Origin of the sequence: Bartonella sp. CL435QHHD (assembly GCF_042195095.1) — a bacterium.
GTDB lineage: Bacteria > Pseudomonadota > Alphaproteobacteria > Rhizobiales > Rhizobiaceae > Bartonella.
The window spans coordinates 15466-26950 of sequence record NZ_JBHINS010000054.1; the positions used below are offsets into that span (position 1 = coordinate 15466).

16 protein-coding genes and 1 pseudogene are annotated in these 11485 nt (G+C 41.1%); all 17 read left to right on the forward strand.

From position 1 onward, the window contains the following. Positions 1 to 15 precede the first annotated feature (15 nt). The 17 genes and pseudogenes from ACFILH_RS02745 to virB11 all read left to right on the forward strand — a co-directional run bounded on the left by ACFILH_RS02745 (position 16) and on the right by virB11 (position 11245). On the forward strand, positions 16 to 339 hold the full coding sequence (locus ACFILH_RS02745) for a type IV secretion system protein VirB3 (protein WP_375628050.1): 324 nt from the start codon (positions 16 to 18) through the stop codon (positions 337 to 339). Beyond that, positions 339 to 2699, forward strand: a complete 2361-nt coding sequence (locus tag ACFILH_RS02750; protein ID WP_375643284.1) for a VirB4 family type IV secretion/conjugal transfer ATPase — start codon at positions 339 to 341, stop codon at positions 2697 to 2699. The genes ACFILH_RS02745 and ACFILH_RS02750 overlap by 1 nt, the downstream gene beginning before the upstream one ends. After that, a complete protein-coding gene (locus ACFILH_RS02755; RefSeq protein WP_375667319.1) occupies positions 2696 to 3448 on the forward strand; it encodes a type IV secretion system protein in 753 nt (250 codons plus the stop codon). The genes ACFILH_RS02750 and ACFILH_RS02755 overlap by 4 nt, the downstream gene beginning before the upstream one ends. Positions 3449 to 3472: 24 nt before the next feature. Further along, complete coding sequence (locus tag ACFILH_RS02760) at positions 3473 to 3739, forward strand: EexN family lipoprotein (protein WP_375667320.1); 267 nt, start codon at positions 3473 to 3475, stop codon at positions 3737 to 3739. Then, a pseudogene (locus ACFILH_RS02765) lies at positions 3739 to 4050 on the forward strand (EexN family lipoprotein); the annotation flags it as partial. The gene ACFILH_RS02760 and the pseudogene ACFILH_RS02765, both read left to right, overlap by 1 nt. Before the next feature lie 137 nt (positions 4051 to 4187). Next, complete coding sequence (locus ACFILH_RS02770) at positions 4188 to 4460, forward strand: EexN family lipoprotein (RefSeq protein ID WP_375659735.1); 273 nt, start codon at positions 4188 to 4190, stop codon at positions 4458 to 4460. A 2-nt stretch (positions 4461 to 4462) separates the two neighbouring features. Beyond that, positions 4463 to 4867: an EexN family lipoprotein gene (locus ACFILH_RS02775; RefSeq protein ID WP_375667321.1), complete on the forward strand. Its 405-nt coding sequence runs from the start codon at positions 4463 to 4465 to the stop codon at positions 4865 to 4867. 26 nt (positions 4868 to 4893) lie between these two features. Further along, positions 4894 to 5097 (forward strand): hypothetical protein, encoded by a 204-nt coding sequence (locus ACFILH_RS02780; RefSeq protein WP_375667322.1) that lies wholly within the window; start codon positions 4894 to 4896, stop codon positions 5095 to 5097. A gap of 65 nt (positions 5098 to 5162) precedes the next feature. Then, complete coding sequence (locus tag ACFILH_RS02785) at positions 5163 to 5567, forward strand: EexN family lipoprotein (RefSeq protein ID WP_375667323.1); 405 nt, start codon at positions 5163 to 5165, stop codon at positions 5565 to 5567. 26 nt (positions 5568 to 5593) lie between these two features. Further along, positions 5594 to 5800, forward strand: a complete 207-nt coding sequence (locus ACFILH_RS02790) for a hypothetical protein (RefSeq protein WP_375667324.1) — start codon at positions 5594 to 5596, stop codon at positions 5798 to 5800. 49 nt (positions 5801 to 5849) lie between these two features. Beyond that, positions 5850 to 6212 carry an EexN family lipoprotein gene (locus tag ACFILH_RS02795; protein WP_375667325.1) on the forward strand — a complete coding sequence of 121 codons (363 nt, stop codon included), beginning with the start codon at positions 5850 to 5852 and terminating at the stop codon, positions 6210 to 6212. Between the two features lie 26 nt (positions 6213 to 6238). After that, on the forward strand, positions 6239 to 7162 hold the full coding sequence (locus tag ACFILH_RS02800; protein WP_375667326.1) for a type IV secretion system protein: 924 nt from the start codon (positions 6239 to 6241) through the stop codon (positions 7160 to 7162). A 6-nt stretch (positions 7163 to 7168) separates the two neighbouring features. Beyond that, positions 7169 to 7453 (forward strand): type IV secretion protein VblB7, encoded by a 285-nt coding sequence (locus ACFILH_RS02805; RefSeq protein ID WP_375620968.1) that lies wholly within the window; start codon positions 7169 to 7171, stop codon positions 7451 to 7453. Next, the gene (locus ACFILH_RS02810; protein ID WP_375630945.1) at positions 7450 to 8121 is read left to right on the forward strand and encodes a virB8 family protein; all 672 of its coding nucleotides are present in this window, start codon (positions 7450 to 7452) and stop codon (positions 8119 to 8121) included. The genes ACFILH_RS02805 and ACFILH_RS02810 overlap by 4 nt, the downstream gene beginning before the upstream one ends. 2 nt (positions 8122 to 8123) lie before the next feature. Then, positions 8124 to 8975, forward strand: a complete 852-nt coding sequence (gene virB9, locus ACFILH_RS02815) for a P-type conjugative transfer protein VirB9 (RefSeq protein ID WP_375630944.1) — start codon at positions 8124 to 8126, stop codon at positions 8973 to 8975. Between the two features lie 27 nt (positions 8976 to 9002). Beyond that, a complete protein-coding gene (gene virB10, locus ACFILH_RS02820; RefSeq protein ID WP_375667327.1) occupies positions 9003 to 10175 on the forward strand; it encodes a type IV secretion system protein VirB10 in 1173 nt (390 codons plus the stop codon). Between the two features lie 17 nt (positions 10176 to 10192). After that, the gene (gene virB11, locus ACFILH_RS02825) at positions 10193 to 11245 is read left to right on the forward strand and encodes a P-type DNA transfer ATPase VirB11 (protein WP_375630942.1); all 1053 of its coding nucleotides are present in this window, start codon (positions 10193 to 10195) and stop codon (positions 11243 to 11245) included. The last annotated feature ends 240 nt before the right edge of the window (positions 11246 to 11485 follow it).

Below are 11485 nucleotides of genomic sequence, written 5' to 3' on the forward strand. Positions count from 1 at the left end.
TTGCCTTTCAAAGCCATGAAAGAGCACGACAAGCTAACAGAAGATACGTTATTTCTTGCTTGCACGCGCCCTGCAATGATCGCAGGCGTGACGGTGGAAGCTATGGGATTAAATGGGATAGGAACGATGATATTGTTCATTATGGCAGGCAATATTTTTTTTCTAACCTTTGGTGTGATGCTGCATTTCATATTCAAGGAAATCCTAAAGCATGACCATAACAAATTTCGTATTCTTCTGACATGGCAAAAGACATCTATTTTTGCCAGAAATTCGAGTCTATGGGGTGGGGGAAGTATTTCTCCATTACGATTAATTCGTAATTATGAGGAATTATAATGAATAGAACAGAGCGCAAACGTGAAAAGCAGCCAGAGGCGATCATTCCTTATGTGCGCCATGTCAACAAGCACATCATTGCGCTGGATTCACGCGCTCTCATGAGCGTTATTAAACTTGAAGGCATTAACTTTGAGACAGCGGATATTATTGATCTGAATGTGCTTCACGAACAGCTCAATAATCTGTTTAAAAACATAGCGGATGAACGGATAGCGCTTTATAGCCATATTATCAGAAAGCGTGAAACTGTTTATCCGGATGGGACTTTCAGATCGGCATTTGCCAAGCAATTAGATGATAAATATCGCGACCGGATGATTTCACAGGAGCTTTATCGCAATGAGCTTTATCTTTCGATTTTGTGGAATCCACACGTTGATCAAACGGATAAATTAGTGGAATTTTTCAAACGTTTAGGCAAAGCCAAGCAAGAAAAGACAGAAGTTGATGCAGAGTCCATTCGCAAGCTTGAAGATATTACAACAGATCTTATTCAAAATTTAGAGCGCTATGGTGCAAGAAGATTGAGTCTTTATGAACATGAAGGCAATATTTATTCGCAGCAAAGTGAGTTTATCCACCAATTGGTGGGAGGTCGTCGTGAACGTATCCCTCTCACATGGGGGACGATAGCTTCGACTGTTTATTCAGACCGTCTCATTTTTGGAAAAGAGATCATAGAAATACGCACCGAGGCGGCACAGCGGTTTGCGGGCATGTTTGGTTGGAAAGAATATCCAGCAAAAACCAGGGTAGGCATGGCGGATGGTTTGCTCACCCTTCCCTTTGAGTTTATTTTCACCCAATCTTTTATTTTCAAGAGCAAAAATGCTGCCAAACAGATTATGGGGCGCAAACAGAATCAAATGGTCAATGCAGGAGATCGAGCAGGTTCACAAATTATGGAACTGGATGATGCGCTTGATGATCTTGAATCCAATCGTTTTGTTTTAGGGGAACATCATTTATCATTGGCAGTTTTTGCTGATACGCCGCAAGAGTTAGCGGATAATCTTGCCAAAGCGCGTTCTCGTCTTACAGATGGTGGGGCTGTCATTGCGCGGGAAGATTTAGGGTTAGCAGCGGCTTGGTGGGCACAATTGCCTGGCAATTATGCTTATCGCACCCGCTCTGGTGCAATAACAAGCCGCAATTATGCAGCGCTTTCTCCATTTCATTCTTTTCCGGTTGGGAAAATAGATGGCAATGTATGGGGACCAGCGGTAGCCTTGATGAAAACCTCTGCTGGTTCACCGTTTTATTTTAACTTTCACTTTGGTGATTTAGGCAATACGTTTGTTTGTGGTCCCTCTGGTTCTGGGAAAACGGTTATTGTCAATTTTCTTTTAGCGCAACTTCAAAAGCATGATCCCAATATGGTCTTTTTTGACAAAGATCGGGGCGCAGAACTTTTTGTCAGAGCGGGTGGCGGCACTTATATGCCCTTGAAGAATGGTAGACCGACAGGCATAGCACCGCTAAAAGGCTTAGACTATAACAATCCAGCAGATAGAGTTTTTTTACGCCAATGGATTATAAAGCTTGTTTCGTCTGAAGATCAAAAGATCAGTGAATCAGAAAGACAAGATATTTCTGCTGCTGTTGACCAACTTGCCTTATTACCCAAAGAACAACGGACGATCTCCGCCTTACAAATGTTTTTTGACACCACGCACAGGGAGGGGATAGCGGGTCGTTTAGAAAGATGGTGTAAAGGCAATGCCTTAGGGTGGGTTTTTGACAATCCTGATGACGACATTGGCATTGATGCAAAATTTATTGGTTATGACATGACGGATTTTTTAGACAATAATGAAATTCGTCCCCCCTTGATGATGTATCTTTTTCATAGAATTTTGTCTCTGATTGATGGGCGTCGTATTATCATTGTCATTGATGAATTTTGGAAAGCCTTAGAGGATGATTCCTTTAAAGCCTTTGCGCAAGACAGGCTGAAAACTATCCGTAAACAAAATGGTTTGATGTTGTTTGCAACGCAATCTCCCAAAGATGCGATCAATTCGACCATTGCCCACACCATTATAGAGCAATGCCCAACACAAATTTATTTTCCCAATCAAAAGGGCAATCATGGGGATTATGTAGAAGGTTTTAAATTATCAGACAGAGAATTTAACCTGATACAATCAGAATTAAGCCGTGAGTCACGGCGTTTTCTCATCAAACAAGGACAAAGTTCAGTTGTAGCAGAACTAAATTTACGCGGCTTTGATGATGAAATAGCCATTTTAAGTGGCACCACCAAGAATATTGAACTCCTAGAGACCATTATGGATGAAGTTGGACAATCTCCAGAAAAATGGCTTCCTATTTTTCAAGAAAGGTCAAAGCAATGAAAAAACTTTTATTGGCAACAGCCGTCTATGCAGCTTCATTTGGCTTTCAAACAAATGCATTCGCACAAATGCCTACATTCGATTTAAAATCTTTTATGCAAGGGGGAAAGCAACTTGAGCAATTGAAACAACAAATTCAACAAGGCAAACAACAGCTTGACCAATTAAAGAGCCAACTCGATCAAGCGAAACAATTATATAACTCCTTAAATGTCAAGCCTGACATTTCGGGATTGAAAGAGATGTTTAACAAGCAAGGGAGCAGTGGCGCCCTGCCTTCAGATTTTAACCACTTTCAACAATCGATGGGCAGTGGTGGCGGCGGTGGCGGCGGCGGCGGCAGCAAAAACACGCAAAAATGGCAAGAAGAACTTAAATACAAAGAGCCCTCAGGGGGTGCTGGATCAAAAGAGGCCGTGGATGCTTTTTACGCACAGGAAGTAAAAAAAGCCGAACAGCGCGTAGTAGGACAAGCAGCAAAAGGACAAGACGTCTACGAAGAAGCCAGTGAAACACAAAAAAACATTACCAAGCTTCTTGACGAACTTGGAAGTACTGAAGATGCGGGTAAAATTCAAGGCATTCAAGCACAACTAGAAGCGATACAAGCAAAACTCCAAACACAAGTTCTCCAAATGCAAGCCGCCGCGATGATTCAACAAGCAGAAGAAAAAGCGGCAGAAAGACGTGAAATGGAAGAATTTAAAGCACGAACCAAAGCTTTGGCCCAAAAAATGCGTGGTCAATAAACGAGAAAAAAGAGGGGCTTGAACATGAACAAGATCATCATAACAACATTGCTACTTTGCACAGGGCTGATCACCACTGGATGTGAAAAAACCTATAGCGTAGAAGAACTTAAAAAAAATAAAAAACTGATGGAAGAAGTATTAGTGAAATGTTTGACGTCAGGGGATTTGAATTCGAAAAATTGTAAAAATGCAGAGCAAGCTGAATTTGAAAACCGTAAAAATTGGAAAGGCTTTGGCTCTACAAATGACGATAAACAAGAATCTGAAAAGAAACAGGACAATAAATAATGAATAAAGTTCTCATAACAACATTGCTGCTTTGCACAGGGCTCATCACAGCTGGCTGTGAAAAAACCTACAGCGTAGCAGAATTTAAAAAAGATAAAAAATTATTTGAAGAATGGGCTGTGAGATGTGGATGGTCAGGAACTTCAAAAAATTGTGAAAATGTAAGAGTAGCCGATCACGAACTTGCGGCAGAACGCAGGAAAAAGGCAGAAGAAGAAAACCGTAAACGTAGAGAAGAATGGGAAAAAAAGCAAAAAGAAGAAGAAGCTAAAAGAAAAGCTGAACGTGAAAAATGGAGAGCAGAACAAGAAGCAAAGCGACGCGCTGAAGAAGAACGAATTGAAAAATGGGAAGCTGAAGCTGAAAAACGGAGAATTAAAGAAGACGCTGAATGGCGAGCTAGAATTAAAGAGGATCAGAAAAGAATAGATAAGATCTGGAGCACGCCATGAAGAAAATCGTCATCACCACACTGCTATTTTGCACAGGGCTGATCACCACTGGATGTGAAAAAACCCATAGCGTCGCAGAATTTAAAAAAGATCACAAATTATACGAAAAATGGAAAATGAAATGTATGACATCAGGGGATCTCGATTCGCAAAATTGTAAAAACGCAGAGCAAGCTTATCGTGAGAGTCTTCCAACATGGGGATGGGGGAGAACTGGCTCAACAAATGACGATAAACAAGAATCTGAAAAGAAACAGGACAGTCATTAATCATGAATAAAGTTCTCATAACAACATTGCTACTTTGCACAGGGCTTATGGCTGCTGGTTGTGAAAAAACCTATAGCGTCGCAGAATTTAAAAAAGATGAAAAATTACGCCTAGAGTGGGATGCGAAATGTGGATTTGCAGGAACTTCAAAAAATTGTGAAAACATGCGGTTAGCATTTTTAGAACTTGAAAAAGAATATGAAGCAAAAGCTGAAGAAAGAGAGCGTCAAGCGGAAGAGAACAATCGCAAAAGATATGAAGAATTTATGGCGAAACAAAAAGCTGATCTTGAAAAAATGAGAGCTGAGACTCAAAAAATACTCGAAAAACAAAGAGCGGAAACACGCGCTGAAGAAGAACGAAGAGCAAAAGAGCGCGCGGCAGAAGAACAACAAAATAACCATTAAGACATAATGAAGAGCGGAGCATCTAAATGGCAGTAGAAAGCAAAGGCATATTCACTAAGATAGACAATATGTTGATGGAACCCCTTACAAAGACAATGGATAGCACCATTACACATCGCTATTGCGCTTTAGCTGCTCAACTTAAAGAGCTTTATGCACTTTATAATATATTTATGGCAACATTATGTCTGTGCCCTAGATTTATCATCACTGGTTATAAAAACCGATAACACAAGCAGAATTTAAAGATTGTGCTCAAAACTTGTAAAACTGAAAGGAAAAAGGGGAAATATTGATGAATAAAGTTCTCATAACAACATTGCTATTTTGCACTGGAATTATCGCTGCTGGTTGTGAAAAAACCTATAGCGTCGCAGAATTTAAAAAAGATGAAAAATTACGCCTAGAGTGGGATGCTAAATGTGGATTTGCAGGAACTTCAAAGAATTGTGAAAACATGCGGTTAGCATTTTTAGAACTTCAGAAAGAATATGAAGCAAAAGCTGAAGAAAGAGAGCGTGAAGATGATGAAAAGTTTCAAAAAATGATTAGAGATTCCGAAGCCGAAATGAGAGCCAGACTTCAAAAAATGGAAGCTAACACTAAAAAAAAATTAGCTGAACAAGAAGCAAAGCGACGTGCTGAGGAAGAACGAAGAGCAAAAGAGCGCGCGGCAGAAGAACAACAAAATAACCATTAAGACATAATGAAAAGCGGAGCATCTAAATGGCAGTAGAAAGCAAAGGCATATTCACTAAGATAGACAATATGTTAATGAATCCCATTACAAAAACAATGGATAACATCTATTGCGCTTTAGCTGCTCAACTTAAAGAGCCTTACAGACTATACAATATATTTATGGCAACATTATGTCTGTGCCCTAGATTTATCATCACTGGTTATAAAAAACCAGAACATAGCAGAATTTAAAGATTGTGCTCAAAACTTGTAAAACTGAAAGAAAGAAGGGGAAATATCTATGAATAAAGTTCTCATAACAACATTGCTACTTTGCACAGGGCTCATCACAGCTGGATGTGAAAAAACTTATAGCGTCGCTGAATTTAAAAAAGATGAAAAATTACGCCTAGAATGGGATGCTAAATGTGGATTTGCAGGAACTTCAAAGAATTGTGAAAACATGCGGTTAGCATTTTTAGAACTTCAGAAAGAATATGAAGCAAAAGCAGCAGAAAGAAGTCGTAAAATTGACGAAGAAAATCGCAAATCAATGGAAAAATTGAAAGCTGAACAAGACGCTTGGATTGAAAAAATGAGAGCTAAACGAGAAGCAAGAGAACGCGCTAAAAGAGAAGCTGAACAACAACAAAATAACCATTAAGACACGATAAATAACGGAGCATCTCAATGGCAATAGTAACCAAAGGCGTATTTACTGACATAGATGATATGTTGATGAATCCCATTACAAAGACAATGAATGAAATCATTCACAATCTCTCATCAAGCTTAGGTGCTCCGCTTAAGCTGTCTTGTACAATTTACATTATATTTATGGGCTACAATATCATCTATGGGCGTTCTTCCATGCCCTTATGGGAATTTATAGCGACAACTTTCAAACTCGGCATCGTTGTTTCACTTGCCACAAACGCCGATGTTTATAATGAGTGGGTCAGTGGTATATTTTTCCATGATCTGCCAAATGCCATTTCAAATGTCACACAAGGAGCACATGTGGATCGAAATGTATGGGACAATATGATGAACCAAGCTGGAGCACAGGTTTTGGACGCAGCAAACCAGTACACGGGTCTGACTCAAATGGGGATGTTTATTGCGACATGGATTGCTGGTTTTATCTGCCTAGTAGTTGCTGCCTTTTTTTGTCTAGTCGGTTTTGTTGTTTCATTATTTGCTAAATTGGGTTTGTTTCTTGTCCTATCAATAGGACCACTCTTCATAAGCCTCTATATGTTTTTCTCAACCAGAAAATTCACAGAAGCATGGTTAGGGCAAGTTGCAAACTTCATCATTTTATATGTGTTAGTCGTGCTGCTTGGTGGTTTATATGTTAACATTTCAATGAACATTTTTTCAAGAGGTGTTGACAATATCTTCACTACTTTAATTCAGTTCTTGGTTGTTGGTCTTGGTGGTATTTTTCTTTTCCTCAGACTCCCTGATATCGCATCAGCTTTAGCCTCTGGGGGAGCCTCCCTTACAGGATCAGGACCAGTTGCTAAAGCAACGGCTCAACTAAGTGGACGAGCTGCTAATGCAGCAACAAGGGGCATTAAAAAATTAGCATCACTATTAAAAAAGGTCTAAGTTCAAATGCGGGAATTTAAAAAAATTGGGATTATCTTACCATTTCTCTTTCTCAGTGGCTGTGTGTCTTCACCAAACACACTGAAGTCACTCCCAAAGTGTGATGGATATTCTAAACGTCCACTCAACAGATCAATGTGGAATTGGGAAGGGAAAAAACCCACGCCCACGCCCATTATCATCAGTAACAACACCCCTTCACCCGTAGAAGGTAAGCTGGAAATGCTTCTGGCACAAAAATTAACGGATGAAGAAATCAAATCTTACAAAAATTGCGGGCAAAAAGCATGAAAGAAAAAGATATAGAACAATACATTGCTGAAGCACGCTCGTTCGATCAAGATCGCATGCTCGCCTCACGCCGCACCACCCGCGTCTCGCTTGCCATTGCCGGCATCGCCGTTGCTGTTGCAATACTGTCTTCTCTCGCGGTCATCACCCTCACACCCCTTAAAACCGTGGAACCTTTTGTCATCCGCGTCGACAATTCAACCGGCATCACCGAAGTTGTGGAAGCCTTAAAAGAAGGTCCCACCAATGTCGACGAAGCAATCACACGCTACTTTGCTGCAAAATATGTCCGCTCCCGTGAAGGCTTCACCACAGAAGAAACACAACACAACTTCCAAACCGTCTCCCTCCTCTCTTCTTCTGAAGAACAGGAAAGATTTGCCAGCTGGTATGGAGCAAGAAATCCCCAAAGTCCTCAAATTCTCTATAAACACGCCGCTGTTACAATAACAATAAAATCAATCTCCTTTATCAATGACGATGTCGCCCAAGTGCGTTACTACAGAACCATTCATGACAATGAAACCAACAAAGAATTCATCACCCACTGGGTTGCAACACTTACCTTTGAATATATCAATGCCCCTATCTCTGTCCAAAACCGTTTGATAAATCCTCTAGGGTTTATTGTTAGTGAATATAGAACCGATCCGGAAGTGGTCAACTGATCATGACAAAAAAAATTCTTTTTCTCATTCTTAACATCGCTATTACCCTTTCTTTAACGCCTAGCCATGCCAGTATTTTTCCCACCCGTGCGCCAAGCGATAGCCGCATTCGCTTTATCAACTATGATGCCTATAATGTCACAAAAATTATTGGCTCCATACGCTCATCGGTACAAATAGAATTTTCTCCCAATGAAGAAATTGCCCATGTAGCAATTGGCAACAGCGTTGCATGGGAAGTCGCCCCCGCTGGCAATATTCTTTTCCTAAAAGCGCGGGAAGTCCAACCCATTACCAATCTCCAAGTCGTCACCACAAAGCTTGATGGCTCAAAGCGCTCCTATCAATTTGAACTCATGGTCAAAGATGGGGAAATTTCATCTGGACAAGAAACATATTTCCTTGTGAAATTTCGCTACCCACAAGAAGAAGCAGAACAAAGAAGACTCGCAGCCCTTATGCGACAAGAAAAACAACAAGCCCAGCGTATCGATAATGTCTTCAACGCTTCTGAAACCTACGGACCTCGCAATTGGGCTTACACCGCTCAAGGCTCTATCACTCTCGAACCCTCCTCCGTTTATGACAATGGCAAAACCACAACATTTACATTTCCAGACAACCAAGAAATCCCTGCCATTTACATTGTCAGCAATGACGGTACAGAATCGCTGGTTCCCAAAACCACAAGAGGCAACATGGTGATTGTCCATGCCATTAGCGCACGCTTCACCCTAAGACAGGGAAAAAACGTCCTATGCGTCTTTAACGAAGCCTATCAACCAAAAGGCACAAATCCAAATACCGGAACAACCTCACCATCTGTTGAACGTAAAATTGCATCAGATCTTTAAATAAGCGGGAATTGAAGGGGACAACACATGAGTGATAAATCAATCATCGAAGATCGCGGATCTATTGGGGATGGCAAAAACAATAGCGCCAAAAGCGCTGGCAAAAAAATAGTTGTCGCAATAGCCTGTATAGGAATCTGCGGCTATGTGCTCTGGAACATCTTATCCTCCCCCACAGAACAAAAAGACACCGCAAAAGCTCATAAAAAACAAGAAAAAAGCTTTCACAATTCCCTCGCCCCTTTAGAGCTCGCGCCCTCTGACCCGCGTGCCAACATAGCGCCAATAACCTTACCACCCCCACAACCACTCGCACAAGAACCCAAAAAAGATGACCCACTACTTGATGCCGCAAGACGTGCCCCTGTTCTCGCTTTTGCCAAAGGCTCTAAATCTCAATTAAAAGACATCGTCAACACGACTCTCAACCCCTTTGAAAAATTCCATACCCTTGAAAATCTCGCGAATGCGCAAAATTCTCCTGCCCTTCAAAACACACAAAATTTTGCAACCCTATTAAAGCCTACCAAAACAGAAGAAGCAAAAGCAAAACTCATCGGCAATAGAAACTTTATCATCGCCATGGGAACCTCTATCCCCTGTATCTTAGAAACCGCATTAAACAGTGAGCAACCAGGCTTTGCAAGCTGCATCATCAACCGTGATATCCTCTCTGACAATGGGCGCGTTGTTTTGCTTGATAAAGGAACCCAAGTGATTGGCGAATACCGCGGAGGGATAAAACAAGGTCAATCTCGCCTCTTTGTACTCTGGACAAGAGCAAAAACCCCAACCGGTGTCATCATCGACCTTGCCTCACCCGCAACCGACAGTTTAGGCAGAGCCGGTTTTGATGGCAACATCAACACCCATTGGTGGGAACGCTTTGGCTCTTCCCTTTTACTCACCGTTATTGATGGTGCCACAACAGTTTTAACAAATAAAATAGTAGGCAATTCCAATAAAGAAGGTTCAAACAACTCTGGAGGCGGCGGTTTTGAAGGCGCAAACAACACTGGAAAAGAGGCCGCCAGTATTGCTCTTGAAAATCAAATCAACATCCCTCCTACCCTAGAAAAATTTCAAGGCGAACTCGTCAACATTTTCGTAGCAAAAGATCTCGATTTTTCCTCTGTCTATAAACTAGTCGTAAAGAGCAAAAGAAACCGCTCTACTCCCAGCTATTCCTTTTTTCATTAAGCCAATAAAGTCACATTATGCCATCAGCAAAAAATGCAGAACGCGCCTCCATCGTCTTAACAAAATTAAAGATCTTAGATGATTTCCTCAATGATGAGAATTTATTTGAAATTGTTATCAATCGCCCTGGCGAAGTAATCGTTGAGGGTCCCAATGGTTGGCAAACCCACATCTTAAAAGAACTAACCTACAGCGAACTAGAAGGGATTGCAAAAGTTGTTGCTGCCTACACAACACAAAAAATCAGTGTAGAAAATCCCGTTCTCTCCGCAACACTGCCAAACAACGAACGCATACAAATTGTTATGCCTCCAGCAGTTGCAGCCAATACCATTAGCATGACCATTCGTAAACCTTCATCACGCACTTTTTCTCTTGAAAGTTTACATGAAAACAATCTTTTTTCTGTTGCCCAAAACACCAGTTTCACACCCACGCAACAAATGACAGAACGGTTATCCGAACTCTCTGATACAGACAAAAAACTAACAGATTTGTTTCTGGCCAAAGACTTTTGCACCTTTTTAGAAAGAGCCGTTATTACACAACAAAATATCTTAATATCGGGCAAAACCGGTTCTGGTAAAACAACCCTCTCCAAAGCTTTAATTGCAAAAATCCCTGACTATGAACGAATTCTCACCATTGAAGACACACCAGAACTTGTCGTTCCGCACGCCAACAAAGTGCAGCTCTTTTATTCAAAAGATAACCAAGGCTTAGCAAAAGCAGGTGCAAAAGAACTGCTTGAATCAGGCTTACGCATGCGCCCCGACAGAATCCTTCTACAAGAGCTGCGTGATGGTACAGCCTTTTACTACATCCGTAATGTCAACTCTGGTCACCCCGGCTCCATTACCACCGTCCACGCCTCAACAGCCCTTGCAGCCTTTGAACAAATGACCCTTTTAGTCAAAGAAAGTGACGGTGGTGGTAATTTAGCGCGCGATGATATCCGCGGCTTATTAATCTCGATGATAGATGTCATCATCCAATGTAAACGCCTCGAAGGAAAATTTCGTGTAACAGAAATCTATTACGACCCCTTCAAACGCCGTGATGCTTTTTAAAAAACGCTACCCCTCACACCCCTTTTATACCAATAGAGCTTTCTTAAAAACACGATTAATCGCTTCAAGTTCAGTGTCAATAATCGAAAACAACAAGTAAAAAGAAGTAAAAATATCATCCCCATTCCCAATCACGAATGCGCCCCACAGGAAAACCAAAACGTGCCGAAAATGATATCTATAACCCTATATTTTTTCTGATTTTTTTGACATCAACATTTGCAGGAATATAGATACCAA

Bases quoted from the DNA above. Each gene is read 5' to 3' on its own strand.
- ACFILH_RS02770 (WP_375659735.1), top strand. From the start codon at position 4,188: ATGAAGAAAATCGTCATCACCACACTGCTATTTTGCACAGGGCTGATC.
- ACFILH_RS02780 (WP_375667322.1), top strand. From the start codon at position 4,894: ATGGCAGTAGAAAGCAAAGGCATATTCACTAAGATAGACAATATGTTG.
- virB9 (WP_375630944.1), top strand. From the start codon at position 8,124: ATGACAAAAAAAATTCTTTTTCTCATTCTTAACATCGCTATTACCCTT.
- ACFILH_RS02800 (WP_375667326.1), top strand. From the start codon at position 6,239: ATGGCAATAGTAACCAAAGGCGTATTTACTGACATAGATGATATGTTG.
- ACFILH_RS02805 (WP_375620968.1), top strand. From the start codon at position 7,169: ATGCGGGAATTTAAAAAAATTGGGATTATCTTACCATTTCTCTTTCTC.
- ACFILH_RS02755 (WP_375667319.1), top strand. From the start codon at position 2,696: ATGAAAAAACTTTTATTGGCAACAGCCGTCTATGCAGCTTCATTTGGC.
- ACFILH_RS02750 (WP_375643284.1), top strand. From the start codon at position 339: ATGAATAGAACAGAGCGCAAACGTGAAAAGCAGCCAGAGGCGATCATT.
- ACFILH_RS02760 (WP_375667320.1), top strand. From the start codon at position 3,473: ATGAACAAGATCATCATAACAACATTGCTACTTTGCACAGGGCTGATC.
- ACFILH_RS02775 (WP_375667321.1), top strand. From the start codon at position 4,463: ATGAATAAAGTTCTCATAACAACATTGCTACTTTGCACAGGGCTTATG.
- virB10 (WP_375667327.1), top strand. From the start codon at position 9,003: ATGAGTGATAAATCAATCATCGAAGATCGCGGATCTATTGGGGATGGC.
- ACFILH_RS02745 (WP_375628050.1), top strand. From the start codon at position 16: ATGAAAGAGCACGACAAGCTAACAGAAGATACGTTATTTCTTGCTTGC.
- virB11 (WP_375630942.1), top strand. From the start codon at position 10,193: ATGCCATCAGCAAAAAATGCAGAACGCGCCTCCATCGTCTTAACAAAA.
- ACFILH_RS02785 (WP_375667323.1), top strand. From the start codon at position 5,163: ATGAATAAAGTTCTCATAACAACATTGCTATTTTGCACTGGAATTATC.
- ACFILH_RS02790 (WP_375667324.1), top strand. From the start codon at position 5,594: ATGGCAGTAGAAAGCAAAGGCATATTCACTAAGATAGACAATATGTTA.
- ACFILH_RS02795 (WP_375667325.1), top strand. From the start codon at position 5,850: ATGAATAAAGTTCTCATAACAACATTGCTACTTTGCACAGGGCTCATC.
- ACFILH_RS02810 (WP_375630945.1), top strand. From the start codon at position 7,450: ATGAAAGAAAAAGATATAGAACAATACATTGCTGAAGCACGCTCGTTC.